Origin of the sequence: Plasticicumulans acidivorans, assembly GCF_003182095.1 — a bacterium.
GTDB lineage: Bacteria > Pseudomonadota > Gammaproteobacteria > Competibacterales > Competibacteraceae > Plasticicumulans > Plasticicumulans acidivorans.
Map to the genome: position 1 here is coordinate 66223 of NZ_QGTJ01000004.1, position 26270 is coordinate 92492.

General features: G+C 68.2%; 19 protein-coding genes, 1 tRNA gene and 1 CRISPR repeat array. Of the genes, 11 read left to right on the plus strand and 9 right to left on the minus strand.

What is annotated here, in order from left to right; genetic code table 11:
- Window positions 1-64: 64 nt before the first annotated feature.
- Genes C7443_RS08135 through C7443_RS08150 form a run of 4 tightly spaced genes read left to right on the plus strand, consistent with a single transcriptional unit; the run spans window position 65 to window position 3707 of the window.
- Window positions 65-985: a branched-chain amino acid ABC transporter permease gene (locus C7443_RS08135; protein WP_425467073.1), complete on the plus strand. Its 921-nt coding sequence runs from the start codon at window positions 65-67 to the stop codon at window positions 983-985.
- Window positions 986-987: 2 nt separating this feature from the next.
- Entirely contained in the window at window positions 988-2172 is a 1185-nt protein-coding gene (locus tag C7443_RS08140) for a branched-chain amino acid ABC transporter permease (RefSeq protein ID WP_110018103.1), read from the plus strand.
- The gene (locus tag C7443_RS08145; RefSeq protein WP_110018104.1) at window positions 2169-2951 is read left to right on the plus strand and encodes an ABC transporter ATP-binding protein; all 783 of its coding nucleotides are present in this window, start codon (window positions 2169-2171) and stop codon (window positions 2949-2951) included. Before C7443_RS08140 ends, C7443_RS08145 begins: the two co-directional genes overlap by 4 nt.
- Window positions 2952-2954: 3 nt before the next feature.
- Complete coding sequence (locus C7443_RS08150; RefSeq protein ID WP_110018105.1) at window positions 2955-3707, plus strand: ABC transporter ATP-binding protein; 753 nt, start codon at window positions 2955-2957, stop codon at window positions 3705-3707.
- Window positions 3708-3976: 269 nt separating this feature from the next.
- Here C7443_RS08150 and C7443_RS08155 read toward each other — a convergent pair whose 3' ends face one another.
- On the minus strand, window positions 3977-5158 hold the full coding sequence (locus tag C7443_RS08155) for an FAD-binding domain (protein WP_110018106.1): 1182 nt from the start codon (window positions 5156-5158) through the stop codon (window positions 3977-3979).
- Window positions 5159-5269: 111 nt separating this feature from the next.
- Between C7443_RS08155 and C7443_RS08160 the strand changes: the two genes are divergently transcribed.
- Complete coding sequence (locus tag C7443_RS08160; RefSeq protein WP_110018107.1) at window positions 5270-5899, plus strand: TetR/AcrR family transcriptional regulator; 630 nt, start codon at window positions 5270-5272, stop codon at window positions 5897-5899.
- Between the two features lie 235 nt (window positions 5900-6134).
- Window positions 6135-6275 (plus strand): hypothetical protein, encoded by a 141-nt coding sequence (locus tag C7443_RS20105; protein ID WP_170123545.1) that lies wholly within the window; start codon window positions 6135-6137, stop codon window positions 6273-6275.
- A gap of 21 nt (window positions 6276-6296) precedes the next feature.
- Here C7443_RS20105 and C7443_RS08165 read toward each other — a convergent pair whose 3' ends face one another.
- The 4 genes from C7443_RS08165 to C7443_RS08180 form a co-directional block, all read right to left on the minus strand.
- Window positions 6297-7442, minus strand: a complete 1146-nt coding sequence (locus C7443_RS08165; protein ID WP_110018108.1) for a DUF3800 domain-containing protein — start codon at window positions 7440-7442, stop codon at window positions 6297-6299.
- Window positions 7439-7567: an SEC-C metal-binding domain-containing protein gene (locus tag C7443_RS20610; RefSeq protein ID WP_425467075.1), complete on the minus strand. Its 129-nt coding sequence runs from the start codon at window positions 7565-7567 to the stop codon at window positions 7439-7441. Before C7443_RS20610 ends, C7443_RS08165 begins: the two co-directional genes overlap by 4 nt.
- Window positions 7568-7723: 156 nt before the next feature.
- A tRNA-Arg gene (locus C7443_RS08175) sits at window positions 7724-7800 on the minus strand.
- A gap of 68 nt (window positions 7801-7868) precedes the next feature.
- The gene (locus C7443_RS08180) at window positions 7869-8816 is read right to left on the minus strand and encodes a choline ABC transporter substrate-binding protein (RefSeq protein ID WP_110018110.1); all 948 of its coding nucleotides are present in this window, start codon (window positions 8814-8816) and stop codon (window positions 7869-7871) included.
- Between the two features lie 166 nt (window positions 8817-8982).
- Here C7443_RS08180 and betI point away from each other — a divergent pair, with 166 nt between their 5' ends.
- From betI to C7443_RS08205, 5 genes are all read left to right on the plus strand, one after another.
- Window positions 8983-9570, plus strand: coding sequence for a transcriptional regulator BetI (gene betI / locus C7443_RS08185; protein WP_110018111.1), 588 nt, complete (start codon window positions 8983-8985; stop codon window positions 9568-9570).
- A gap of 5 nt (window positions 9571-9575) precedes the next feature.
- On the plus strand, window positions 9576-11042 hold the full coding sequence (gene betB / locus C7443_RS08190; protein ID WP_110018112.1) for a betaine-aldehyde dehydrogenase: 1467 nt from the start codon (window positions 9576-9578) through the stop codon (window positions 11040-11042).
- A gap of 58 nt (window positions 11043-11100) precedes the next feature.
- Window positions 11101-12780: a choline dehydrogenase gene (betA, locus tag C7443_RS08195; protein ID WP_110018113.1), complete on the plus strand. Its 1680-nt coding sequence runs from the start codon at window positions 11101-11103 to the stop codon at window positions 12778-12780.
- A gap of 273 nt (window positions 12781-13053) precedes the next feature.
- Window positions 13054-13575 (plus strand): GNAT family N-acetyltransferase, encoded by a 522-nt coding sequence (locus C7443_RS08200; RefSeq protein ID WP_110018114.1) that lies wholly within the window; start codon window positions 13054-13056, stop codon window positions 13573-13575.
- Window positions 13576-13734: 159 nt separating this feature from the next.
- The gene (locus C7443_RS08205) at window positions 13735-15450 is read left to right on the plus strand and encodes an AAA family ATPase (RefSeq protein ID WP_110018115.1); all 1716 of its coding nucleotides are present in this window, start codon (window positions 13735-13737) and stop codon (window positions 15448-15450) included.
- 45 nt (window positions 15451-15495) lie between these two features.
- A CRISPR array of direct repeats spans window positions 15496-18734; the repeat unit is 36 nt; unit sequence GCTTCAATAAGGCCGCGGCATTACGCCGCGGATAAC.
- A 197-nt stretch (window positions 18735-18931) separates the two neighbouring features.
- On the opposite strand, the gene cas2 is transcribed toward C7443_RS08205, so the two are convergent.
- The 4 genes from cas2 to cas3g form a co-directional block, all read right to left on the minus strand.
- Window positions 18932-19225, minus strand: coding sequence for a CRISPR-associated endonuclease Cas2 (gene cas2, locus C7443_RS08210; RefSeq protein ID WP_110018116.1), 294 nt, complete (start codon window positions 19223-19225; stop codon window positions 18932-18934).
- A 5-nt stretch (window positions 19226-19230) separates the two neighbouring features.
- Window positions 19231-20922: a CRISPR-associated endonuclease Cas4g/Cas1g gene (cas4g/cas1g, locus tag C7443_RS08215; protein WP_110018117.1), complete on the minus strand. Its 1692-nt coding sequence runs from the start codon at window positions 20920-20922 to the stop codon at window positions 19231-19233.
- 1232 nt (window positions 20923-22154) lie between these two features.
- Complete coding sequence (locus tag C7443_RS08220) at window positions 22155-23180, minus strand: type I-G CRISPR-associated protein, Cas3-extension family (protein WP_110018118.1); 1026 nt, start codon at window positions 23178-23180, stop codon at window positions 22155-22157.
- Entirely contained in the window at window positions 23173-26178 is a 3006-nt protein-coding gene (gene cas3g, locus C7443_RS08225) for a type I-G CRISPR-associated helicase/endonuclease Cas3g (protein WP_110018119.1), read from the minus strand. Before cas3g ends, C7443_RS08220 begins: the two co-directional genes overlap by 8 nt.
- Window positions 26179-26270 lie beyond the last annotated feature (92 nt).

The following is a 26270-nucleotide window of genomic DNA, read 5'->3' on the forward strand; positions in this document are numbered from 1 at the left end:
GCGCCGGTGCCTGCAGGCTTCCCCGGGATGGTCAGCACCGTCCCGCGCTTTCTGGAGACGACCGATGGATATCGCCCAGCTCGGGCAGTACGTCGTCAACGGCATGATGCTCGGCATCATCTACGCGATGGTGGCCGTCGGCTTCACGCTGTTCTTCGGCGTGCTGGACGTGATCAAGTTTTCCCACGGTGACGTGCTGATGCTCGGCGCGTTCACCGGTTATGCCGTCTACCTCGGCCTCGGCGCGCTCGGCATCGAGGCCAGCTGGCTGCAGCTGGCGCTGGTGGTGATCGCCTCGGTGCTGGCAATGGCTGGCGTCGGCGCGCTGATCGCCCGCTTCGTGGTGCTGCCGCTGCGCGGCGCACCGGCCTTCAACACCCTGCTGATCACGCTGATGACCGGCATGGTGCTGCGCGAATGCGTGCGCCTGTTCTTCCCGGCGGGTTCCAATCCCAAACCGTTCCCGCGGCTGCTGCCGGATACGCAGTGGGCCTTCGACGGCTTCGCGCTGCGCCTCGACAGCGTGCTGCTGTTCGCCGCCGGCTGCGCGGCGATCGCCGGCGTGCACCTGCTGATCAACCACACGCGCCTCGGCCTGGCGATCCGCGCCGTCGCCCAGGACAGCGAAACCGCGCGGGTCATGGGCATCGGTTTCGAGAGCATCGTGCTGCTGACCTTCGCGCTCGGCTCCGGCCTGGCGGCGCTCGCCGGGGTGATGAACGGGCTGTATTACAACGAGATCAACTTCGGCATGGGCCTGCTGCTCGCCGTGATCGGCTTTTCCGCGGCGATCGTCGGCGGTCTCGGCAGCATCTACGGCGCGATCCTCGGCGGCTTCCTGTTCGCCGCACTGCAGACGCTCGGCGCCGTCGCGCTGCCCTTCGGCAGCGCCTACAAAGACGTGTTCGCCTTCGCCGTGGTCATTCTCATCATCGCGATCAAGCCGACCGGGCTGATCGCCGAACGCAGCAGCGAGAGGGTCTGAGCATGGCGGCCGTTCCCAACGATCTGTTGACCGTGGTGCCGCGTGGCGCCCGGCCGTGGCTGCCCGGCGTGCTCGGTCTGGCCGTGGTCGCGGTGCTGCTCGGTGCCTTCTTCTACGCCGAATCCGAATGGGAAGTCGGCGTGCTGCTGGCGATCGCCGCCGCCCTTGGCCTGGCGGCACCGCGGGTGCCGCTGCTCGCCAGCGCCGAGACCGCCTGGCGGGCGCGGCCGCGGCTGTTCGCCTGGCTGGCACTGCTGGCCGCGCTCGGCCTGATCGGCCTGTTCCGCGAGGAGCATCTGGCGCTGCTGATGCTCGCCACCGCGCTGTTCCACATCGCCGCCTGCATGGGGCTGAACGTGCAGTTCGGCTACTGCGGCGTGGTCAATTTCGCCGGCGCGGCGTTCTTCGGTATCGGCTGCTACACCGCGGCGATGCTGGCCGGTCACGCGGCGCTGCCGACGGCGCTGATCTTCGTGCTCGGCGGCGCCTGCGCCGCGCTGATCGGCTGCGTGCTGCTGGTGCCGGTGCTGCGCACGCGCGGCCATTACGCGGCGCTGGTGACGCTCGCCTTCGGCGTGCTGTTCCGCAGCTTCATGGAGGTCAACGACACCTTCGGCGGTCCGCAGGGCGTCAAGCTGCCGGACATGACGCTGTTCGGCTGGGCGCTGGCGATGCCGCCGGAGTGGTTCGGCCTCGACTGGTCGTTCTACGTCAATTACGCGCTGCTCGGGCTGGCGCTGGTCGCCGGGCTGTTCGTGCTGCTGTCGCGGCTGGAGCGCTCGTGGATCGGCCTGGCGCTCGACGTGGTGCGCCTCGACGAGACCGCCGCGGCGACCTTCGGCGTGCAGCTCACGCGCTGGAAGATCTTCGCCTTCGTGCTCGGCAACTTCCTGATGGGCGTGGCCGGGGCGATGTATGCGGTGATGATCGCCTTCGTCGCGCCGTCGAGCTTCACCCTCGGTGATTCGCTGATCCTGGTGTCGATCGTCGTGCTCGGTGGCGTCGGCAACCAGTGGGGGCTGCTGCCGGCGGTGGTGATCGTGATGCTGGTGCCGGAGAAGCTGCAGTTCATCCAGGAATACCGCTTCCTGCTCTACGGCCTGCTGGTCATCGCCATCCTGCTGTTCAAGCCCGACGGCCTGCTGCCGCGCCGGCTGCGCCGCTACGGTACCGAGGAGGCCGCATGAACGACGCCACCATCCTGCTGCGCGCCCGCGGCCTGACCATGCGCTTCGGCGGCGTGGTCGCGCTCAACGAGCTCGACCTCGACGTGCAGCGCGGCGAAGTGCTCGGCCTGCTCGGGCCGAACGGCTCGGGCAAGACCACGTTCTTCAACGTCATCACCGGCCTCTACGCGCCGAGCGCCGGCCAGGTGCGCTTTGCCGACACCGACCTGTTCCGCGCCTCGCCGCAGCAGGTCTGCCGGGCCGGCATCGCCCGCACCTTCCAGCGTTCACGGCTGTGCCTGCCGCTGTCGGTGTTCGACAACCTGATGCTCGGCTGCCACATCCACCTCGACCACGGCCTGCTGTTCAACCTGCTGCGCCGGCGCCGTTTCGAGGCTGAGCTCACGCGCCTGCAGCGGCGTGCGCGCGAGCTGCTGGCGACCTTCAGCCCGGCGCTCGCCGACCGCCTGTACCAGCCGGTCGGTGCGATCTCGATGATCGACCGCCGCCGCATCGAGGTCTGCCGCGCACTGATCAGCGACCCGCGCCTGCTGCTGCTCGACGAGCCCTCCGCCGGCATGACGCATGACGAGGCCGACGAGCTGCTGGCCGACGTGCTGCGCGTGCGGGCCGGCCTCGGCGAGCTGGCCATCGTGCTGATCGAGCACGAGATGGGGCTGATCGAGCGCGTCACCGACCGCTGCGTGGTGTTCAACTACGGCCGCAAGATCTGCGAAGGCAGCTATCGCACGATCGCCGCCGATCCGTGGGTGCAGGAAGCCTATCTGGGGCAGGGCTGAGACATGAGCGCAAAAATCATCGACTTCGCCAGCGCCGCCACGGCGGCCAGCGACGGGCTGGTCATCGAAGGCATCCACACCACTTACGACCGCGTCGACGTGCTCACCGGCGTGTCGCTGCGCGTGCTGCCGGGGCAGATCACCTGCATCCTCGGCGCCAACGGCGCCGGCAAGAGCACGCTGATCCGCTCGATCCTCGGCCTGACGCCGGCCTACCGCGGGCGCATCCGCTTCAACGGCGAGGACATCACCCGCCTGCCGACCCACCGCATCGTCAGCCGCGGCATCGCCTGCATCCCGGAGGGGCGCAAGGTCTTTGCCAAGCTCAGCGTCGAGGAAAACCTGCGCGCCGGCGCCTACCTCGAACCCAGCGCCCGCGAAATCGCCCACCGCCTGGAGCACGTCTACGCGGTGTTCCCGCGCCTGGCCGAGCGTGCCGGCCAGCTCGCCGGCACCATGTCCGGCGGTGAGCAGGCGATGGTGTCGATCGGCCGCGGCATGATGGCCGCGCCGCAGCTGCTGATCATCGACGAGCCCTCGCTCGGCCTCTCGCCGCTGTACGTGAAGGAAAACTTCGCGGTCATCGAGCGCCTGCACAGTTTCGGCAGCACGGTGCTGCTGGTCGAGCAGAACGTCCACCAGACGCTGGCCATCGCCCACCGCGGCTACGTGCTCGCCCAGGGCCACGTCGTCGCCGAAGGCAGCGCCCGCGAACTGGCCGACAATCCGCGGGTGAAAGAAGCGTATTTCGGCTGAAGGCCCGGCGACGGCACCGCCGGCGAGCTACACCCCAGCCGCCAGCGGCGCCGTTGGCGTGAAGGCGCCGGCGGGTGCTGCGCCCGGTCGTGGAAGACCGTGGCGCATGCGGCCGCCGTATCCGCCGGGCGGGGATCAGGCGAGGGGCAGGTCACGGGGCGCAGGACCGCACTGCTGCCGGCGTGCCGGTCTTCGCCGCCCTCAACTGTGCCGCCGTCACGCTCGGGCGGCGCCACGGGCTGGCGGTTTTCCGCGTCTTCGAGCCTCGATCACGGGTAGTCGGGCAAGGCAAAGTCATCGCTGAGGCTTTTGCCCAGCATGAGACTGGCGGCGCCGGGCAGCGCCATCAATTTGGTCGCCTGATTCCGCAGCCATATGCCGAACTCCGTCTGCGGTACGAAGGTGGAGGCAACGCTCTCGGCAGTGTGCTGCTTGCCCTCGATGAAGGGCCGCAGCCGGGCGTCATAGGCCGCGAACGCCTTGGCGTAATCGCCTGATGCGCGTGCAATCTCGCCCGCCAGCACGTAGGCCCCGGTCATCGCGATCCCGGCGCCTTCACCGGCGAGAAAAGACACCGCCATGCCCGCATCGCCCACGAGCACGGTCCGCCCGCGGTGCCAGGAGGGCATGCGTATCTGGCTGACGCGATCGAAGTAAAGGTCATCCGCGGTTTCCATCGCCGCGAGGATGCGCTCCGACTCCCAGCCCGCGTCGGCAAAGATGGTTTTCAGCAGGGCGCGGGTTTCTGCCGGGCTGCCCGGCTCGGCGCCGTTCAGGCGTTCACTGCGGAAGACGAGCAGGAACAGCGTCCGCTCGCCGCGCAGCGAGAAGCGGGCGATCTGGCGTGATGTCGCGGCATGGATGATGTAGACATTCTCGTCGCGCGGCTCGTAGCCGCTGGCCTGGAACACGGCGAATCGATAGCCGAGGTCCTTTTCGAAGTGCTCCTCGCTGCCGAAGATCAGCTCGCGCACGCGCGAGTGCAGCCCGTCGGCACCAACGACGATATCGACGTCGCGCTTCTCACCGCTCTGCAGCACGATCTGCACGCTGTCCGCGTGCTCATTGATCGCGGCAATCGGGTCGTCGAACAGCGTTTCGACACGGCCGTCCAGCGCGCGATAGATCTGCGCCGCCAGTTCGCCCCGCGCCACGCTCGTCATCCGCCCCCTGATCAGATCGTGGAGCGCATCGACGGCAAAGCCACCGGCCTTGCTGCCGTCGTCGGCGAGGAAGCGCATCTCCCCGACCTGATAACCGGCCTGACGCACGGCGGGGAGGATGCCCATGCGTTCGGCAACCGAGTAGCCGACTCCCCAGAAATCCATGATGTAGCCACCCGTCCTCAGCGCCGGGGCGCGCTCGATCATGAACGGCTGGTGCCCGGCCCGCAGCAACCAGTAGGCCAGCGTTGCCCCGGCGATCCCCGCGCCACTGATGGCAATTTTCATGGCGACACCTCCTCTGCTTTCAGCGCAGCGGCCGCGCATCCAGTAGCAATCAATCAAAACCGTAGTGTGTACCGACGGTACACAACATGGTTTGTAGTGCGCGGATGGGGTATGGTCAAGGCCATGAGTCGCCGCCTAGACAAGCTTGATGCTGAACGCCAGAGACGCCTGTTCGAGAGCGCCGCGGAGGAATTTGCCGCGTACGGTTTCGACGGTGCTTCTCTCAACCGCATTCTCGAAAAGTCAGGAATGAGCAAAAGCTCGCTCTATTACTACTTCGACGATAAGGCGGATCTCTTCACGACGATGATCGAGCGCTCGCTGAGCGTCCTCTTTCGGGAGATCGGCGGTTTTGACCCGGCGGCGCTCGACGCGGAGACCTTCTGGAGCACCTTCGAGGCGCTTTATCGACGCGCCATCGCGGTCGTCGACAGAAACCTCTGGCTGGTGCAGTTCGGCGGCATGTTCTACCGCCTGCGCAGCGACCCGCGGCAGGGCTCGGCGACCGGGCGGCTGTTTCTGGCGATGAAAGGCTGGGTCGCGCTCATCATCGAGCGCGGCCAGGCGCTGGGCGTGGTACGGACCGATCTGCCGCAATCGCTGCTGATCGATTCGACGATGTCGCTGCTCGAATCGCTCGACCGCTGGGTCGTCGCCCACTGGAGCCAGCTTGAGGGAGCGGAGAAAGACGCCATGCCGCAAAAGCACATTGCGCTGTTCCGCCGCCTGCTTACGGCCTAGGCGGCGGGCGCTGATCGACCAGCGATGGCCGGCGCGAAACAGCACGACAGGGCAGGGGACAGTCGAGCCGGACCAAACGCCCGTAAATGGCAGCAGGCGGCCGCGGTGGCAGCCGTGCATCAACAAGCGGAGAGAGTTCGAGCCAGGCGCTGAACGGGCCGGATGGCGGCCGGTTCGCAAATGCAAGCTGGCGCGCCCGAAGGGTGAAGATGAGAACGATGTCAGCCCTCTTTAGGTGAGTCTGAGGGCGTTCAAGCAGACCGCCTACGCGCTGGATCACGATTCCTGCCGGGCTGCGCGTGACTTCTTCCTGACCAAGGCGACGGGAGAGCCGGCGAATGAAGCCGATGACGAAAAGCGTCGCCTGGTCACCTGAAATCTCTGCCGCGGGGCGCCGCTAGGCCAAGGGGAACATTTGATACAAGATGTCCGCCGGGATGTGTGGAACACCCAACGTTTCGAGCAGGCGGGTGCTCATCACCAGATTGATGCCGGTCGCTTGCATGGGGCTGCCGGCATCTATCATCCGGTGGAACACCGTGCGGAGCTGCTTTTCGATGCGCCCCTTCTGAGCGTTGCCATCCCGTGCGAAACGCATCGCGCAACCCGCAAGGATGTCCGCTGCTTGGAGGCAGGGTTCGTTCTTCCCCGTCGCAAAGATAAGATCGCCATGCCCTCGCAAGCGATAGTCGGCGAACGGAACGATCGGCAGTGCGGCTTCGGTCGCGAGTTGCTCCATGAGCGTTTTGGAGTCCTCAAGCACCTTCGCATACTGCATCTGTTCGTCGTGAACGAGTTGGACCCCGTCGAGATTCACAGAGCGGGACTGATTGATACGGGCGTAGATGTTCGTGAGGCATTGGAGGTTGGGCAGCATCCAGACCTTCTTCCCGGCGGCGGACTCATCAGCGATCGGCAGAAATTCTTCGGCCTTCGCCGACGGTTTCCGCACACGGTCCCGCGCGAACTTCGTCAGCACCTGCGCTGTTCGGGCGATCTTGGCGTCAGAGCGGTCCAACCAGTCCCAGAGCAAATCAATGACGGCTGCCACGGATGTCACCGAGAGTGCCTTGCAGGCGGAGATGTAGGCCAGCAGCACTGCATCGGAATCCTCGTCCGAGAGGAACTCGGCGATCATATTGCGGCTCGCCATGTCGACATCATCGAACTCGTAGGGGCCGCAAAGCAGGTGGTTGACGATGTGGATTGCAACGAAGAACCGTTTGTCCACCAGCTCCACGAAGAGCGGCCATCGATGCTGCCCCAGGAAGGTGACCAGTTCATCTGCGATTGGCGTCAGCTTCTTTCCTAATTTGGTCGATTTCAGCTCGCCGTCACCGCAGGCGTGATGCACCCGCAGCCGATCCAGCTTAGCGGCCAACAGCGCAGCATCACCCACTCCGACACAGGCCAGTGCGAAGAACGGCTGGCCTGCGAAATCGAGAGCCTTCGCCGAGGCGAGATCACCACCGTGGCCGCTTTCGTCGAGGAAATAGCGATCCACGGTAGTGCTCGACGACAGGTGAATGTCGTTGTCGATCATCGGCCGTGACAATGCTTGTATTTTCGGCCTGATTGGCAGGGGTACCGCCCATTTCTGCCAATTTTGGTCCGACGCTGCTGGGGTGACGCCGCTTGCCCGTTGCGGGCCGCGAAAAGTTCCTTCATCGCCGGAGGAATAACCACCGTTCTTTGCGGGGGGGCGTCGAAGTCGCCGACGACGATGTTCGCATCATGGGGGCGAAATCGTAACTGCTTCAACCCCTTGTCTCCGGTTCGAGCGTGGAATCGGCAGCCATCGGCGTTCGCAGTTCTGTACTGAAATGGCGCGCCCGAAGGGATTCGAACCCCTGACCTCTGCCTCCGGAGGGCAGCGCTCTATCCAGCTGAGCTACGGGCGCGTGACAGGGGGTGAAGCTTACCCCGCGCGCTGCGGCGCGTCCATGCCTGCGCCGCGCGGGGGCGAAGATCAGACGCCGAGGTACTTCTTCACCGCGGCGAGGCCGTCCTTGCCGTCGATGGTGGTGACGCCGTCGAGCCACGGGCCGAGCGCCTGCGGATTGGCCTTGAGCCAGGCGGCGGCGGCGGTTTCGGGCTTCTGCTTGTCGTTGAGGATGCCACCCATGATGGTGTTTTCCATCGGCAGCGTGAATTCCAGATTCTTCAGCAGTTTGCCGACGTTCGGGCAGCGCGCGCCGTAGCCGGCCGAGGTGTTGGTGTAGACGGTGGCGCCGCCGAGGTTGGGGCCGAAGTAGTCATCGCCGCCGGTCAGGTAGTCCATCTTGAACTGCGAGTTCATCGGGTGCGGCTCCCAGCCGAGGAACACCACCCATTCGCCGCTCTTTTCGGCGCGCCCGACCTGCACCAGCATGCCGGCTTCGCTGGACTCGACCAGCTTGAAGTCGCCGAGGCCGAAGGCGTTGTCCTTGATCATCTTTTCGATCAGCAGGTTGCCGTCGTTACCGGCTTCGATGCCGTAGATCCTGCCGCTGAGCTTGTCCTTGAATCTGGCGATGTCCTTGAAGTCGTGCAGGCCGCCTGCGTAGGCGGCGCGGCTGACCGCCAGCGTGTACTTGGCGCCTTCGAGGTTGGCGCGCACCACTTCGACGCTCTTGTCGGCCAGATACGGCTTGATGAAGGTTTCCATCGTCGGCATCCAGTTGCCGAGGAAGACGTCGATGTTCTTCTTCTGCAGGCCGACGAAGGCGACCGGCACCGAGACGATCTGCGTTTTCGGTTTGTAGCCGAGCCCTTCGAGGATCAGCGAAGTGGCGGCGGTGGTGGCGGTGATGTCGGTCCAGCCGACGTCGGCGAAGTGCACGGTCTTGCAGCTCGACGGATCGCCGGCGGCGAAGGCGGCGGAAGAGCAGGCGAGGCTGGCGGCGCAGGCGAGGGCTAGGGTGCGGGACTGGCTCATGAGGCGAGGTCTCCGGACAGCGATGGAGAAGGTTTGATGGCAGGCGGCCGTAGCGGGGGAGGGCGGTTCCGAACGGCTTGAGCTAAGCCTAGCTTTTTTTTGATTGGACGATCAATTAAATTACGACGCAAGCCCATGTGTCGCCCGAACAGGAGAAGTGCGCGTCATGCCCAAAGTCGGAATGGAGCCGATCCGTCGTCAGCAGCTGATCGAGGCGACGATCGCCACGATCAGCGAGCACGGCATTGCCGAAACCACGGTGCAACGCATCAGCAAGGTCGCCGGCGTGTCCGCCGGCATCATCCACCACTACTTCGGCGGCAAGAACGAACTGCTGGAGGCGACGATGCGCACGCTGCTGCGCGAGCTGCACACGCTGGTCGGTGCGGCGATGGCGCGCGAGACGCAGCCGCGCGCGCGCATCGAGGCCATCGTCGACGGCAATTTCTCCGACCGCCAGTTCGAGCCCGGCGTCATCACCGCCTGGCTGTCGTTCTGGGCGCAGGTGCCGCACGTGCCGGAGCTGGCGCGGCTGCAGCGGGTCAACGCCCGCCGCCTGCAATCGAACCTGCTGTTTTCACTGCGCCAGCTGCTGCCGGCCGCGCGTGCCGAGGCCGCCGCCGCCGGGCTGGCCGCGCTGATCGACGGGCTGTGGCTGCGCGCCGCGCTCAGCGGCCAGCACGACGTCACCCGTGCCCGCGCCACCGTGCGCGATTACCTCTCCCACCTGCTCGACTCCCGCCAGGAGACCTGAACCCCATGCCGCTCCCCGTTCCCCAGCCGTACATCGGCGGGCGCTACGTCGCCACCCAGACCGGCGAGACCTTCGCCACCGTCAATCCGGCCACCGGCGCCACGCTGTGTGACGTGCAGCTCGCCGGCGCTGTCGAGGTCGAAGCCGCGGTGAGCGCGGCGCAGGCCGGCTTTGCCGTCTGGTCGGCACTGAGCGGCGCACAGCGCGGACGCATCCTGCAGCGCGCCGCGGCGCTGCTGCGCGCACGCAACCGCGAGCTGGCCGAGCTTGAAGTGCTCGACACCGGCAAGCCGATCCAGGAGGCCGAGGCCGTCGACGTGCTTTCCGGCGCCGACTGCCTCGAATACTTCGCCGGCCTCGCCGCCAGCCTGCACGGCGAGCACATCGACCTCGGCTCGGCCTTCGCCTACACCCGCCGCGAGCCGCTCGGCGTCTGCGTCGGCATCGGCGCCTGGAACTACCCGATCCAGATCGCCTGCTGGAAGGCCGCGCCGGCGCTGGCCTGCGGCAACGCGATGATCTTCAAGCCCTCGGAGCTGACGCCGCTGAGCGCGCTGGCGCTGGCCGAGATCTTCACCGAGGCCGGGCTGCCGGCCGGCGTGTTCAACGTGCTGCCGGGCGATCGCAGCACCGGCGCGCAGCTGGTCGAGCACCCGGGTGTGGCCAAGGTGTCGCTGACCGGCTCGGTCGCCGCCGGCAAGCTCGTTGCCGCGCGCGCCGCGCAGAGTTCGCTCAAGCACGTGACGATGGAACTCGGCGGCAAGTCGCCGCTGATCGTCTTCGCCGATGCCGACCTCGATAACGCGGTGTCCGCGGCAATGCTCGCCAACTTCTACACCCAGGGCGAAATCTGCTCGAACGGCACACGGGTGTTTGTCGAGGCGCCGATCCGCGAAGCCTTCCTGCAGCGCCTGCTCGAACGCACGCGCAAGTTGCGCATCGGCGATCCGCTCGACCCCGACACCCAGGTCGGCGCGCTGATCTCGACGGCACACCTGGAGCGCGTGCTCGGCTACGTCGACAGCGGCGTGCAGCAGGGCGCGCGCCTGCTCTGCGGCGGCCGCCGCTACAGCGCCGGCGCCTGCGCCGCCGGGGCGTTCATGGAGCCGACGATCTTCGCCGACTGCCGCGACGACATGCGCATCGTGCAGGAGGAGATCTTCGGCCCGGTGATGTCGGTGCTGGCGTTCAGCGACGAGGCCGAGGTGATCCGGCGCGCCAACGCCAGCGACATGGGGCTCGCCGCCGGCGTGTTCACCCGCGACGTACAGCGCGCGCACCGCGTCATCGCCCGCCTGCAGGCCGGCACCTGCTGGATCAACAACTACAACATCACGCCGATCGAAATGCCGTTCGGCGGCTACAAGCAGTCCGGCCTCGGCCGGGAAAACGGCTCGGCGGCGATCGAGCACTACACGCAGCTCAAGAGCGTGTACGTCGAACTCGGCGACGTCGCCTGCCCCTACGCCTGATCCGCCCCCGCTGATCGCCTGCATGCCCGCTCACCGCCGAGCGGGCCGGAATACCGCCATGTCCACTGAAACCTTCGACTACATCATCATCGGTTCCGGCTCGGCCGGTGGCGTGCTCGCCGCACGCCTGAGCGAAGACGCCGGCGTCAGCGTGCTGCTGCTCGAAGCCGGCGGCCCCGACTACCGCCTCGACTGGCGCACGCAGATGCCGGCGGCGCTGGCCTATCCGCTGATGGGCACGACCTACAACTGGGCCTATGAGACCGAGCCCGAGCCGTACATGAACCACCGGCGTATGAGCTGCGGCCGCGGCAAGGCGCTCGGTGGCTCCTCGACGATCAACGGCATGTGCTACATCCGCGGCAACGCCCTCGACTACGACGGCTGGGCGCAGAACCCCGGCCTCGAAGACTGGGACTACCGCCACTGCCTGCCGTATTTCCGCAAGGCCGAGACCTATGACCGCGGCGCTAACGATTACCACGGTGGCGACGGTCCGCTGCACGTCACCACGCCGAAGGCCGACAACAACCCGCTGTACCGCGCCTTCATCGAGGCCGGCCGGCAGGCCGGCTTCGCCGAGACCGCCGACCTCAACGGCTATCGCCAGGAAGGCTTCGGGCCGATGGATCGCACCACCACGGCCAGCGGCCGCCGCTGCAGCGTCTCGCGCGGCTATCTCGATCTGGCACGCCGGCGCGGCAACCTGACCGTGCGCACCCGCGCGCTCAGCGACCGCGTGCGCTTCGCCGGCCGCCGCGCCATCGGCGTCGACTACCTGCAGGGCGGCAAGCTGCACACGGCGCAGGCGGCGCGCGAAGTGCTGGTGTGCGGCGGCGCGATCGCCTCACCGCAGCTGCTGCTGCGCTCCGGCGTCGGCCCGGCCGACGAGCTGCGCGCGCTCGACATCCCGCTGGTCCACGACCTGCCCGGCGTCGGCCGCAATCTGCAGGATCATCTGGAGATGTACATCCAGTACGCCTGCAGGCAGCCGATCACGCTGTACCCGGCGCTGAAGTGGTGGAACAAGCCGAAGATCGGCGCCGAATGGCTGTTCCTCGGCCGCGGCCTCGGTGCCAGCAACCACTTCGAAGCCGGCGCCTTCATCCGCACCGGCGACGACGTGCCGTGGCCGAACATCCAGTATCACTTCCTGCCGATCGCGATGAACTACGACGGCCGCAACCCGGTGGAATGCCATGGCTTCCAGGCCCACGTCGGCTCGATGCGCTCGCCGAGCACCGGCAGCGTGCGCCTGGCCTCGCGCGACCCGCGTGTACATCCTCGCATCCTTTTCAACTACATGAGCTGCGAGCAGGACTGGCAGGAATTCCGCGCCGGCGTGCGCATCACCCGCGAGATCATCGCCCAGCGTGCGTTCGACGCCTACCGCGGCGAAGAACTTAAGCCCGGCCCGAGCGTGCGCACCGACGCCGAGATCGACGCCTTCGTGCGCGCCCACGCCGAAACCGCCTACCACCCCTCCTGCAGCTGCAAGATGGGTGCGGCGAGCGATCCACTGGCAGTGGTCGATGCGCAGGGGCGCGTGCACGGCCTCGACGGCCTGCGCGTCATCGACGCCTCGATCATGCCGCGCATCGCCACCGGCAACCTCAACGCGCCGACGATCATGCTCGCCGAAAAACTCGCCGACGCCATCCGCGGCCGCAGCCCGCTGCCGCCGTCGACCGCCGACTACTACGTCGCCGGCAACGCTCCGGCCCGCCACCGCGCCTGAGCGTTAAGGCCGGGCGGTCGCTGCACGGCCGGAAAAGGGCCGGAGTGCCCGGACTGCGCGGAGAGATGCCGGTCAGCGCGCCGCCATCGGCCCTGCAGGGACCGGAAAAGGGCCGGAGTGCCCGGGTTGCATGGAGATCGCGAAACCGGCTTTGCTCCCGTGGGGAGGCGGGCAGGAGTCCAGGGCGTGGCCGCCCTCTATTGGCGGGAGGGGCGCTGCCCAGACCGGCGCCGGCGCGCTACGTTGGTGGTCCCGCCTGCCCCGGAGTTTGCGATGAAGCTCGTCCACTGCACGCCGCAGCGTCATGCCGCGGCGATTCTCGACATCTTCAACGATGCGATCGTGCATTCGACCGCGCTCTACGATTACCTGCCACGGCCGCCGCAGAGCATGGCGGCGTGGTTTGCGGCGAAGGTGGCGGGGGATTTTCCGGTGCTCGGGCTGGAGGACGAGGCTGGCACGCTGGCCGGCTTTGCCAGCTACGGCACGTTTCGCGCGTATCCGGCCTACAAGTACAGCGTCGAGCACTCGGTATATGTGCAGCGCGAGTTCCGCGGTCGCGGCCTCGGGCGGGTGCTGCTCAGCGCGCTGATCGACGCGGCGCAGGCGCAGGACAGGCATGCGCTGATCGGCGCGATCGATGCCGACAACGCCGCCAGCCTGGCGCTGCATGCGCAGCTCGGCTTCGCGCGGGTCGGCCTGCTGCCGCAGGTCGGTTTCAAGTTCGGCCGCTGGCTCGATCTGGTGCTGGTGCAGCGCCTGCTCGCCGGGCCGGCGCAGCCGGTCGACGGCTGAGGCGTTCCGATGCGTGCGCCGGCCCGCGACATTGTCGTATTCGCTGCAGGCTGCCCTGCGATGAAAACGCCCGGCCGGCAATGATTTGGCGCAGTCGCTGCGGGGGCATCGCAATTGCAGCACGGGGTTTTCATTCCCGTCCTGCCTGCGGAGCCCGCGATGAAATTGCAGATCGAACGCCCCTACGTCGAAGCGCTGGTCGACGCCTTTCCGCACCTGTCGTCACTGCACGAGCAGCTGCGCTTCGGCACTAAGGCGGAGGTGGCTTTCGAGCAGCTTTCGGCGCGCGAGCTGGGCTTTCTGCACGATCTCTACGTCGCCGCCGGGCCGCGGCTGGCCGGTCAGGTCGCGCAGCTGGCGACGCTGCTGCACGCGCTCGATGTCGACGGCGAGCGCTTCGAGGATGAGGACGAACTCGAAAACGTCGTGCCGGCGCTGGCGCGGTTTCTCAACGCCGACGCCATCCGCGGCTGGCTGTTCCGCGCCAACGTCGCCGGTCGCGCGCTGGCCTACGTCGTCGCCCGCCTCGACTACACCCCGCCCGGCAACGAAGAAAGCGCCCGCGTGCTGATCGAGCTCAAGGCCAACGCCAAGGCCAAGCTGGCGCAGGCGACGATCATGATCACCGGCCGCGACATCGCCGGTAAGACCATCGGCGAAATCCTCGCCGCCAAAGGCTGGCTGAAGGAAACCCCGGCGCTGATCGCCGCCTACGACGAAACCGCCGAACGCTACTTCGACTGGCGCGCGCGCTACGGCGAGCAGTTCTCGGCCAGCGGCATCGGCTTCTACGCCGAAGACCCGACCGCCACCCACCGCAGCACCGACTGGTCGCGCAAGGACGTCGTCATCCTCTCGGCGAGCGGTGGCCAGGCGCGGGTGGTCAACGACGAGGGCATCATCGGCGAGCGCGTGGTGTCGGGCGACCTCACCGGCGACATCTTCTCGCGCTACCTGCGCAAGGCCGCCAAGAGCGCGCGCTACGACAGCGGCGTCGAGCGCGCGGTGGAGGCGGCACAGGCCGACGTCGGCCGCGGTCTGTTCACCGAGCTGCCGGTGCACGGCTACATCTTTGTTTTTCACCTCGACCTGCATCACTACCTGTGGGTGCACGTCGACGACATGACGCCCTACGCCTACCAGCCGGCGCTCAAGCAGAAGCTGGTGCTGCCGCCCGAGCAGACCGACCTCATCGACATCCTCACCGCCGAAATGGACGTGCTGATGGACGACGTCATCGCCGGCAAGTCCGGCGGCACCACCGTGCTCTGCGCCGGCCCGGCCGGCGTCGGCAAGACGCTGACCGCCGAGGTCTACGCCGAAATCGTCCGCCGCCCGCTCTACCGCGTGCACTCCGGCCAGCTCGGCCTCAACGTCGCCGCGATGGAAACCGCCCTCAAGGACGTGCTCACCCGCGCCCAGCGCTGGGGCGCGGTGATGTTGATCGACGAGGCCGACGTCTACATCAAGCGCCGCGACGACAACATGACGATGAACGCCGTCGTCGGCGTATTCCTGCGCGTGCTCGAATACTTCAACGGCCTGCTGTTCCTCACCACCAACCGCATCGACGACATCGACGACGCCATCGTCTCGCGCTGCATCGCCCTGATCCGCTACGACCCGCCGGACACCGCCGCCCGCTGCCGCATCTGGGAAGTCATGAGCGAACAGTTCGAGCTCGGCCTCGCCCCCGCCCTGATCAGCGAACTCGCCGAACGCTTCCCCCACGCCACCGGCCGCGACATCAAGGGCCTGGCCAAACTCACCGCCAAGTTCTGCCACCAGAAACAACAGCCGCCGAGCATCGACGCCTTCGTCAAATGCTCCATCTTCCGCGGCATGGAGCGCCCGGCACAGACCGCGGAGGCGTAAACGCGGAGCGGGAAAGAGGCCGCGGCGTGATGCCGCGGGCAGCGTGCATTAATAAGGCCGCGGCATTACGCCGCGGATAACCAACCAGCAGGACGTGAACCTGGAGGTTTGGCAGGCGCTTCAATAAGGCCGTGGCATTACGCCGCGGATAACGGGGCTGACGGCAGACCTGAACAGAATGAAGAACGAGTGGGCTTCAATAAGGCCGCGGCATTACGCCGCGGATAACGCGCTGCCGTGACGGTGCCGCCACCGGCGGCCGAGGGGCTTCAATAAGGCCGCGGCATTACGCCGCGGATAACTCGGTCACGGTGCGCAACAAAACCAACGAGATACGGCTTCAATAAGGCCGCGGCATTACGCCGCGGATAACCTGACCAATCGTGACGCGATCAGCGAGCGCTGGGCGCTGCTTCAATAAGGCCGCGGCATTACGCCGCGGATAACTGCATGATCACTCAGCGGCGCAAAGGCATCCGCGCCGCTTCAATAAGGCCGCGGCATTACGCCGCGGATAACGCCGCGGGTCACATGCTCGCGCTCGCCGGGACCAGGCTTCAATAAGGCCGCGGCATTACGCCGCGGATAACCGAACAGCATCACGCAGATGGTCCGGGGCAAAGTGCGCGCTTCAATAAGGCCGCGGCATTACGCCGCGGATAACCGCGGCAGCGACGGGGCCCTGAGCCTCGACGTGATCGTGCTTCAATAAGGCCGCGGCATTACGCCGCGGATAACACCGAGTTTTACGGGGTCAGGGAGCCGTCTTGAGCAAGCTTCAATAAGGCCGCGGCATTACGCCGCGGATAACACCGAGTTTTACGGGGTCAGGGAGCCGTCTTGACTAAGCTTCAATAAGGCCGCGGCATTACGCCGCGGATAACCAGGTCCTGCACCTGCAGCCGCTTGGTAGGCGCCACGAAGCTTCAATAAGGCCGCGGCATTACGCCGCGGATAACGTGATTGCGGAGATCCCTGCAGAGGTGGCGAGAGATGGCTTCAATAAGGCCGCGGCATTACGCCGCGGATAACTGCTCGTGCTGGACGACGCCGACGCGCTGGCCGGGCGGCTTCAATAAGGCCGCGGCATTACGCCGCGGATAACAACGCGAGCAGGGCGCGCGTTGGATGCGAATTCATGAGCTTCAATAAGGCCGCGGCATTACGCCGCGGATAACTGCAGTTTGTTGTGCACAAAAAGCTGCGCCCGGTTAGGCTTCAATAAGGCCGCGGCATTACGCCGCGGATAACCCACCTCACTGACGTCGTCGGCTGCTGGCAAATGCCGCTTCAATAAGGCCGCGGCATTACGCCGCGGATAACACCGTCATCCGGCAGATCGTGTCGAGCGTGACGCCAGGCTTCAATAAGGCCGCGGCATTACGCCGCGGATAACGGCGCTGCCAGCTCGTCACCGGCGCACACGACGCCGGGCTTCAATAAGGCCGCGGCATTACGCCGCGGATAACTCTTATCTCCTTGTACGTGGTTTTTGATGGAAGCCGAGCTTCAATAAGGCCGCGGCATTACGCCGCGGATAACTGTTGGAGAGGGAACTTTGTGCTGGGTCTTCATTAGTGCTTCAATAAGGCCGCGGCATTACGCCGCGGATAACGGCGCTGCCAGCTCGTCACCGGCGCACACGACGCCGGGCTTCAATAAGGCCGCGGCATTACGCCGCGGATAACGCACGACCTGGGCGTACACGGACCTGACCTGCACGGAGCTTCAATAAGGCCGCGGCATTACGCCGCGGATAACCAGGTTCGCCAGGGCACTGCGTGCCACTGCGACCCAAGCTTCAATAAGGCCGCGGCATTACGCCGCGGATAACCTTCGAGAGGTATTTGATCGGGTCGACGCGACCGCCGCTTCAATAAGGCCGCGGCATTACGCCGCGGATAACAGTGATGCGCGTCGACCTGGTTGATTGACTCAGCCTGCTTCAATAAGGCCGCGGCATTACGCCGCGGATAACACGCGCCAAATAGGCCGATAAAACAACACTCAAACCGCTTCAATAAGGCCGCGGCATTACGCCGCGGATAACGGCATACATCGTGCTGGCCAAGTCTGGCTATCCTGAGCTTCAATAAGGCCGCGGCATTACGCCGCGGATAACCAACCCCCCCAAATAAGACAGCGCATCCAAATCCTTTTGCTTCAATAAGGCCGCGGCATTACGCCGCGGATAACAACGATTGACAGCTGGAGTGCCGGCGGTGGCAACAGCGGCTTCAATAAGGCCGCGGCATTACGCCGCGGATAACGTGTTGCGTGACGATGGCGCCGGCGGCATGGTCGCCGGCTTCAATAAGGCCGCGGCATTACGCCGCGGATAACCTCGACAGCTACAGTTCGCCGAAGCCGACCGAGATCGGCTTCAATAAGGCCGCGGCATTACGCCGCGGATAACGGCGAGGGGATCAGCGGCACGGTCAGCGTGGCCAGCGCTTCAATAAGGCCGCGGCATTACGCCGCGGATAACACCCCAGGAACGGGCCGACGAGACAACCAGACCGCCAGCTTCAATAAGGCCGCGGCATTACGCCGCGGATAACGACGCGGACACCGTATATAAAACACAGCGCCCAAATCGCTTCAATAAGGCCGCGGCATTACGCCGCGGATAACGCCCGGTGCAGCTCGATGCTGCGATTTGGAGCGCTTGCTTCAATAAGGCCGCGGCATTACGCCGCGGATAACGAGCGCTTCAAGCGCGCGTCTCAGTGCTATTCGACCGCTTCAATAAGGCCGCGGCATTACGCCGCGGATAACTTGCTGCGCGGCCGTCCCGCGTCCGCGCAATATCAGGGCTTCAATAAGGCCGCGGCATTACGCCGCGGATAACTGCGCCCATCCTCGCCTACCAAATGACCATGCTCTGGCTTCAATAAGGCCGCGGCATTACGCCGCGGATAACCTCGTGCTGGACGACGCCGACGCGCTCAGCGGCCGGCTTCAATAAGGCCGCGGCATTACGCCGCGGATAACGCACGTCGAGCCCCCAGCTTAAACCGGAATCCAGCGCTTCAATAAGGCCGCGGCATTACGCCGCGGATAACCTACCCGCGCCTCAGAAACCGCACCCACCTCATCCGAAGCTTCAATAAGGCCGCGGCATTACGCCGCGGATAACTACGCTGCCGGCCGTGCTGGCGCTGGCGAAGGCTGAGCTTCAATAAGGCCGCGGCATTACGCCGCGGATAACCCCACTTTATCGCCATTACCATTTGCATCCGTGCCATGCTTCAATAAGGCCGCGGCATTACGCCGCGGATAACGGACCGCTCGAAAATCCCTGTGCTGCCGCAAGCTTGCGTGCGGGTTTGCGAGCGCTGCCAGTTTGCGCCGGCAGTTTGCCTCCGGCAAGACGGGAAGTGCCGTGGACCATGTTTCAAGTGCCTGATTGACAAGGAGCATTGCGTTTGCGAGCGCTGGCCGGCCCGGGCGTGGCATGGCAGCGCTCGCGGGGCGCTGGTCAGAAGATCGCCGGGCCGCGCTCTATTGGAGTGTAGGGCTGACCGAGGCTGATGACGCGCGGGGCGATGCCGTCGGCGGGGCCCATGTCCATGAGGATGACATGGTCGCGCTGGTGCAGGATCAGGTTGTCGAGCAGTTGCACCAGCTCGGCATGGCGCACCGCGTTCAGGCGGCACTGGAACACCGACAGCTGCACCCAGTCGCCGAAGCCTTTCATCAGCCGGAACACGCGCCGCCAGCGCTTGGTGTCGCGGATGTCGTAGACGACGACGTAAAGATGTTCGATGGCCATGGCGATCACCGGGTCGTGAAGTTGGGGTATTCGGCGAGTTCGCCGAGCAGGTGGCGGCCGAGCAGGCGCGCCTGCAGTTCCAGCAGCCGGCGGTAGCTGACGCGGTAGCCGAACAGCGGATGGGTGATCTCGTGCGACAGCCGTCGCTCGAAGGCGCCGATCAGGGCTTTGCGCGCGTCGGCGGTGAGCGCGACGCCGCCGCCGGCGCGCACGAAGTCGCGCGGGCGGATCTCGCCGTTGTTGATCACCTGCAGCACCACGGAATCGGCGATCAGCGGCCGGAACGGCTCCATCACGTCGAGCGCCAGCGCCGGGCGGCCGTAGCGCGGCTGGTGATAAAAGCCGCGGTAGGCGTCGAAGCCGACCGCCGACAGCGTCACCGTCAGTGCCCGCGTCAGCATGGCGTAGGCGAAGGACAGCAGTGCGTTGACCGGATCGCGCGGCGGCCGGCGGTTGCGGTTGTGAAAATCGAAGCTCATTGCCTCCTCGGCCCCGACCGCGTTCAGCAGCTCGCCGAAGGCGCCGAAGTAGCGCGCCGCGGCGCTGCCTTCGACGCCGAGTAGCTGCTCCAGCGAGGCGGCTTCGCGCGCGCTGTCCTGATCACGCTTGAGGGCGGCGAGCAGCGCGGCCGGCGCCTCGCCGCGCTTCCAGTTGCGTCGCAGCAGCGTGCGGCTGTTGGCGATCTTCGCCACCACCAGGCCGTGCGCCAGCGCCAGGCAGTGGCCCGCCTCGAAGCTCGCGCGGTACTGCGCGGTGCGCAGCTCGACGTTGCGATGGCCGGTGCCGATGGTGTGGCCGACGAACCAGCCGCCGTAGCTGTGCCAGCTCACCGGGATCTCGCGCGCCATCAGTTCGTGCAGCGCGGCGGCGCTGACGCTGGCGTTGCCGAGCAGCACCAGCTGGGAAACATCGATCAGCCGCACGCTGCGCGCCGGCTGCTGCTCGACCGCCACGCTCAGCGTTTCACCGTCGCGGCCGATGCGCGCGAACGGCGCCTGCACCACCAGCGGCAGCGCGGTGTCGGCGGCGACGGCGAGCGGCCGCGGCACACGCCCGCTGCCGTGCAGGCGCTGGGTTTCGTCCGGCAGGCAGATGCCGACCAGCGCGCAGCGCGGGCACTTCGGGCTGTCGTCGAGCGGTGGCGGCAGGCGCCCGCCGGCGGCCAGCGCCCGCAGCCCGGCGACCGCCTCGCGCGCCTGCGTCTCCAGCGCTGCATCGAGCGGCACCGGCACGCGCTCGCGGCTGCCGGCGTAATAGAGGACGCCGCCGTCGCAGTCGTAACCGTGCTCGCGCAGCAGCAGCCCTTGCAGCGCCAGCTGCACGCGCTCCGGCGCATGCGCCCCGCGCGGGGCGTGCGGCCGTTTGCCGCGTTTGTAGTCGACCGGCGTCGCCCGGCGGCCGTCGGCCTCGACCAGATCGAGCTTGGCGATCACGCCGAGCGTCGCCGATTCCAGCGTCACCGAACGCGCGTGGATGCGCTCTCCTTCGACCGGCTCGGCCGGCAGCTCGCCGCCCGGCTGGTCGACGCGCGCATGCACACGCCGCCCGTCGACGGTCTCGGCGGAGTCGTCCCACTCCTGCTGCACCCACATCAGGTAGGCGAGCCGCGGACAGTAGACGTACTCATTGACCATCCGCGCCGGCAACGGCGGCACCGCCGCAAACCCGGCCTCCACCCCCTGCCTCAGCTCATCCATCGGGTAGCCTCCCCGGTCGATAGGAAATTCCGTGCCCGCATTCCCGACCGCGTCCCGCAGGGGCGGGGCCGAAAGCACGGGGCTCGTCTGTGTCAGCCCCGCGCCCGGCTGGGGATCGCGGGGCGAGGGTTCATCGCCCGCTCATCCGCGGTGCGCTCTCTCAGCGTCCGGCTCCATCCCCGGCCTTTTTCCTGCCGGGAGAAGGCCGCTGTAGGCGCGGAACTCGTCTGTTTCATGCCCGCTCCCCACGTGGAATCGCTCGGTGAGGGTTCATCGCCCGCTCATCCGCGGTGCGTTCTCTCAGCGTCCGGCTCCATCCCCGGCCTTTCTCCCGCTGGGAGAAGGCGGCTGTAGGCGCGGGACTTGTCTGTTTCATTCCTGCTCCCCACGCGGAATCGCTCGGTGTGGGGCCTCGCTCGTTCATCCTCGGTGCGTTCTCTCAATGTCCGGCTCCATCCCCGGCCTTACTCCTGCCGGGAGAAGGCCGCTGGCGGCGCGGGCCTCATCTGCTTCATGCCCGCTTCCCGAGCGGGATCGCGGGGTGAGGGTTCATCGCCCGTTCATTCGCGGTGTGTTCTCTCAATGTCCGGCTCCATTCCCGACCGCGTCCCGCAGGCGTGGGGCCGAAAGCACGGGGCTCGTCTGTGTCAGTCCCGCTTCCCGAGAGGGATCGCGGGGCGAGGGTTCATCGCCCGCTCATCCGCGGTGCGTTCTCTCAGCGTCCGGCTCCATCCCCGGCCTTACTCCTGCCGGGAGAAGGCCGCTGGCGGCGCGGGCCTCGTCTGTTTCATGCCCGTTCCCCGAGCGGAATCGCTCGGTGAGGGGGCCTCGCCCGCTCATCCGCGGTGCGTTCTCTCAATGTCCGGCTCCATCCCCGGCCTTTTTCCCGCCGGGAGAAGGCCGCTGGCGGCGCGGGCCTCGTCTGTTTCATGCCCGTTCCCCGAGTGGAGTCGCTCGGTGAGGGGGCCTCGCCTGTTCATTCACGGCGTGCTTTCCGCATGCCCGGCCCGTCTCCCGCGGGGAGAAAAACGCCGGAGGTGCGGGCCTCGTTTCCATACCTGCTCGCCGTAGGCGGGGGCGGGGAGCGGGTTCGCCGCTCACTCGTGGCACGTTCGCTGAAGGCCGGTCCTCATCCCGGTCTTTGCTCCGCGAGGGACGGCCGCTGGCGGCGTGACCTTGTCCGTGTTGCTCCTCTCCCTCTTGGGGGCGGAGCGGGCGTCGGCGGTTTTGGCTTAGAAAATCATCACCTCCGGCGCTGCTGCGGGGCGCTCGTCAGGCCCTGGCGGGATCAGGCGGGCGGGGCGCAGGACGGCGTAGCCCTGGCCGAATTCGTGGCGGGTGGATTCGTAGACGGCGACCACGCCGCGTGCGTGCAGGCGGGCGATGGTGCTGCCGTCGCCGGTCAGCTCGCGGCAGGTGAGCAGCGCGGCGAGGCTGTCGAGGCCGAGGGCGGTCTCCCACAGCGGCCAGCGCAGCCGGTACTGGGCGCGGCGGGCTTCGACGACGAAGGCGCTGGTCTGCAGGCGCGTGCCCTGCGCCAGCGCCGGCAGCAGCGCCAGCGCCCGGTGCGCCAGCCAGACGGCGAAGCGCACGCTCTTGTTGGCGTTGTCGGCGGTCGGCGCCAGCGGCCGCAGGGCGTGCAGGCGTTCGGCGTCCGGGTCCCAGCCGAGGGCGTGCTCGGCGTCGGGGTAGCTCCACGGGCCGAACAGCGCCTCGCGGGCGGCGTCGAGCAGCGCCGCCGGCGTCTGGCGGCCGCGCGGGCGGCTGTCGACGACCAGCGAGGCGGCCAGATCGGCGAGCGCGCCGCGAAACTGCTGCTGGCCCGAGGTCATGTGCAGCCGCGTCGGCGTCAGCCGGCCCTTGTCGTCGGCGATCACCTCGCAGCCGCAGGCGGCGTCGAAATCCGCGGCGAAGCGCGCGGCGGGGCGGGCGGACAGTGCATCGTTCAGGCAGCGTTCGCGGAATTCGGCCGCCGGCATGCGCAGCGTCGGCGGGCCGTCGAGGTGCACCCAGCCGCCGCTGGCGTGGGCATCGAGCAGCAATTGGCACAGCGCTTCGGGTGTCAGCGGCGTCGGCGGCGTCAGCACCGCGACCCAGTCGTCCTGCTGCTCCCAGTGCAGCCGCGCGCCGCGCAGCGCCGGGATGTCCGCGCTCCAGCGCAGCAGGCCGAAGGCGGCGAGGGCGCCGAGCGGGTGGCTGCCGATCAGGCCGCTCAGTGCGATGGCGGCCGGCGCGGCGGGGTGGGTGGCGTCAGGCATCGTTGCCTCCTTGGCGCTGTTCTTCGGCCGAGCGGCGGTGGTCGGCGAGGCGCAGCAGGGTTTCGAGGTAGGCCAGGCCCCACCAGCCGTAGCGGCGCTGCAGGCTGGCGAAGCGCTCGGCCCAGCCGGCGTCGAGCCGCTGCAGGCCGTGCCCGCCGCGCAGGCGCAGCGGTTGGCCGAACACGCTGAAGCGGGCATCGAGCGTTGCCGCGCCGGCATCGTCGACCAGCGGCATGAACGGTCGGCCGCGGCCGTGATGCGTGCCGACCAGGTACTCGACCAGCTCGGTGTCGTGCGCCGTGGCGAGCAGCTGCGGGTGGGCGCGCAGCAGCTGCACCGAGGCACATTCATGGCGCGCGCCGCGCGGGTAGCCGGCCTGCGCACGGGCCAGCGTCAGCGCGAAGCGGTCGCGGGCGTCGAGGCCGGATTTGGCCAGCAGCGCCGCGCCGGCCGGCCGCGTGCCGCCGTACAGCCAGGCCTGAAAGCGCGGATCGGCTTTGCCGAGGTCGTGGCTGTCGCCGGCCAGGCCGAGATCGTCGACCAGCGCCGGCGGCAGGCCGAGCGCGCGAGCGAAGGCCCGCGCCTGTGCACCGACGCCGCGGCAGTGCGCCTCCAGGCCGACGCGCAGCGTCAGCGAGGACTCGTCACCGTCATCGGCTGCGACCCGCGCCGGTCGCTGCTGGATCAGCGCGCGGCCGTCGCGGCCGTAGCGCAGCAGCCGCGCACCGTGCTGAGCGAGCGCGGCCAGCGTCGCCTGCACCGCCGCCGGCAGGCCGTCGATCGCCTGCAGGGTGGCGCACAGCGCGCCGGCTTCCGGCGGTGCGTCGGCGGCGTCGCTGAACAGGGCGTCGAGCTGCTGGCGCGCCGCAGCGATGGCCTCATTCACGGTCGCCGGCGCGGCCCCGGCGTCGAGCCGCCAGTGCTCGATGCAGGCGGCGCTCAGGCGCAGCACGGCGCGCTGGCGGCCGATGGCGCTGGCGGCTTCGGCGCGGTCCGGCACTTCGCTGCGCGCCGCCGGGTTCCACGCCCAGCCGGCCTGCGCATCCAGCCCGCCCCAGCGCGTCGGCACGATCAGCGTGTCGCCGGGGCGGATCTGCGCGCTGCTGATCAGGCGGGCATCGCTGCCGTCCCAGCGCAGCACGGCGCGGCTGCGCTGCGGCGGCTCGTCGGGGGCGCGTTCGCCTTCGATGTCGGCGCCTTCGTCCAGCGTCTCGGCCTGGGCCAGCCAGGCGCGCAGTTGCCAGATCGGCAGCGACAGCGCTTCGAGCGAGGACGGCGGCAGCGCGGTGAGCGCGGCGCGGACGGTGTCGAGGGCACGCTCGTCGTCGTCCTCGATCGCACCGTCGACATCGGTCGGCAGCTCGGCGCGCCAGATCAGCTGCACCTCGGCCGGCGCCGCCTGCGGCCCGTGCAGCCACAGGGCCGGCTCGGGCGAGAGCGCCGGCGGCGGGCTGGTGCGGGCGAGCAGGTCGACGTGCATTGGCAGCAGCACCGGCGCCTGCCGACGCGGGCTGAAGCAGGTGTCTGCCGCCGCGCTTTCGCGCAGCCGCGCGTCGAGCGCATCGATGCCGAAGTCGACGCTGGCGGCCGCCGCCGGCTGGCCGCGGCCGCGCTTTTTCGGCGGCGGCACGGCGACTGTGCCCAGCCACTGCCAGCAGGCGGTGATCGCGCCGCCGTAGACCGGGTCGTCCTTGTCGGCATCGCGCACATGCACGATCGCCGCCGGCGCGCCGGCGCGCGTGCCGAGGCGGTTGAGGCGGCCGAAGCGCTGGCGCAGCGCATCCAGCGGCGCCGACTGTGTCAGCAGCGCGTCGAAGTCGAGATCGGCACCGACCTCGACGGTCTGCGTCGCCACCACGTACAGCGCACGCGGGTTGTCGCCTTCGGCGCGGCCGGCGCGCATGCGCGGCAGCGCCTGCGCGATCAGTGCCTCGCGATCGAGCGGGCGCATGCGGCCGATCAGCAGCAGCGCATCGGTGTCGGCCTCGGCGCGCAGCCGCGCGTGTACGGCGCGGGCGGTGGCGATGCGGTTGACGACGATGCCGATCACCGGCTCGTGCGGCGCGCCCGGGGTGAACAGATCGTGTGCCGCCGGCGTGCACTGCGCGAGCAGGCGGCGGGCGCCGTCGGTGAGGCGCTCGATCAGCTGCTCGGCCTTGCATTCGAGCAGCTCGGCGGGCTTGGCGGCGCGCAGGCGGCGGGCCAGCACCGGCGTATCCCGGTCGGCCGCGCTCAGCAGCAGCGCGCCGGCGACGTGCTGCTGCGTGGCGCTGAGCGGCACGATCTGCAGCGGCCGCAGCGGCGGCGTCTGCCGCCAGTCGCCGCCGGCGTAGCGGCCGACCGCGCGCACGGTGTCGAGGAAGGGCTGCGACAGGTGCGCCTCGTCGAGCAGGATCAGCGTGTCCTCGCCGAGCAGGCCGGCGTGCAGCGGCTGCGCGTACTCGCTCAGGCCGTAGCCGCGGAACAGCAGCCGCGAGCCGAGCTGGTCGACGGTGGCGAGCAGCAGCAGCGGTTGCAGCGGCGATTCGGCCCAGGCGTTTTCACGCGGCACGCCACCGCGCAGGCGCTCGACGGCGAGTACCGGCCCGTCGCCGCGGGCGCTGGCGGCCAGTGCGCGCAGGCGGGCGGCGACGGCCTGCAGCACCGGCGCGGCCGCGGTATCGCACTCGGCCTGCTGCAGGGCGGCGGCGATGCGTCGGGCCCGTTCGCAGGCGCCATCGACCACCAGGCGGCGGTCGACCACCAGCGCGATGCGCAGCGGCGCACGCCGTGCCTCGCGCGGCAGGCTGGCTTCGAGGGCCAGATGGAACAGCGCGGCGTCGAGCGCGGCGGTCTTGCCGGCCGCGGTCGGCAGATCGAGCGCCGCCGGCCAGCCGGCGCCGCACGCCAGACGTTCGAGCAGCGCCTGCTGCCAGGGGAAGGGGCTGTCGCCGTGCACCGCGCGGAAGTAGTCGGCGAAGTCGGCGGCGCTCAGCGCCGGCAGGGCAGGGGCGTTCATGCCGGCCTCCGGGGCGCCCGCGGGCGCATGGGGAAGGGGCTGTCGCCGTGCACCGCGCGGAAGTCGTCGGCGAAGTCGGCAGCGCACAGCGC

Bases quoted from the DNA above. Each gene is read 5' to 3' on its own strand.
- C7443_RS08135 (WP_425467073.1), top strand. From the start codon at position 65: ATGGATATCGCCCAGCTCGGGCAGTACGTCGTCAACGGCATGATGCTC.
- C7443_RS08140 (WP_110018103.1), top strand. From the start codon at position 988: ATGGCGGCCGTTCCCAACGATCTGTTGACCGTGGTGCCGCGTGGCGCC.
- C7443_RS08145 (WP_110018104.1), top strand. From the start codon at position 2,169: ATGAACGACGCCACCATCCTGCTGCGCGCCCGCGGCCTGACCATGCGC.
- C7443_RS08150 (WP_110018105.1), top strand. From the start codon at position 2,955: ATGAGCGCAAAAATCATCGACTTCGCCAGCGCCGCCACGGCGGCCAGC.
- C7443_RS08155 (WP_110018106.1), bottom strand. From the start codon at position 5,158: ATGAAAATTGCCATCAGTGGCGCGGGGATCGCCGGGGCAACGCTGGCC.
- C7443_RS08160 (WP_110018107.1), top strand. From the start codon at position 5,270: ATGGTCAAGGCCATGAGTCGCCGCCTAGACAAGCTTGATGCTGAACGC.
- C7443_RS08165 (WP_110018108.1), bottom strand. From the start codon at position 7,442: ATGATCGACAACGACATTCACCTGTCGTCGAGCACTACCGTGGATCGC.
- C7443_RS20610 (WP_425467075.1), bottom strand. From the start codon at position 7,567: ATGAAGGAACTTTTCGCGGCCCGCAACGGGCAAGCGGCGTCACCCCAG.
- C7443_RS08180 (WP_110018110.1), bottom strand. From the start codon at position 8,816: ATGAGCCAGTCCCGCACCCTAGCCCTCGCCTGCGCCGCCAGCCTCGCC.
- betI (WP_110018111.1), top strand. From the start codon at position 8,983: ATGCCCAAAGTCGGAATGGAGCCGATCCGTCGTCAGCAGCTGATCGAG.
- betB (WP_110018112.1), top strand. From the start codon at position 9,576: ATGCCGCTCCCCGTTCCCCAGCCGTACATCGGCGGGCGCTACGTCGCC.
- betA (WP_110018113.1), top strand. From the start codon at position 11,101: ATGTCCACTGAAACCTTCGACTACATCATCATCGGTTCCGGCTCGGCC.
- C7443_RS08200 (WP_110018114.1), top strand. From the start codon at position 13,054: ATGAAGCTCGTCCACTGCACGCCGCAGCGTCATGCCGCGGCGATTCTC.
- C7443_RS08205 (WP_110018115.1), top strand. From the start codon at position 13,735: ATGAAATTGCAGATCGAACGCCCCTACGTCGAAGCGCTGGTCGACGCC.
- cas2 (WP_110018116.1), bottom strand. From the start codon at position 19,225: ATGGCCATCGAACATCTTTACGTCGTCGTCTACGACATCCGCGACACC.
- cas4g/cas1g (WP_110018117.1), bottom strand. From the start codon at position 20,922: ATGGATGAGCTGAGGCAGGGGGTGGAGGCCGGGTTTGCGGCGGTGCCG.
- C7443_RS08220 (WP_110018118.1), bottom strand. From the start codon at position 23,180: ATGCCTGACGCCACCCACCCCGCCGCGCCGGCCGCCATCGCACTGAGC.
- cas3g (WP_110018119.1), bottom strand. From the start codon at position 26,178: ATGAACGCCCCTGCCCTGCCGGCGCTGAGCGCCGCCGACTTCGCCGAC.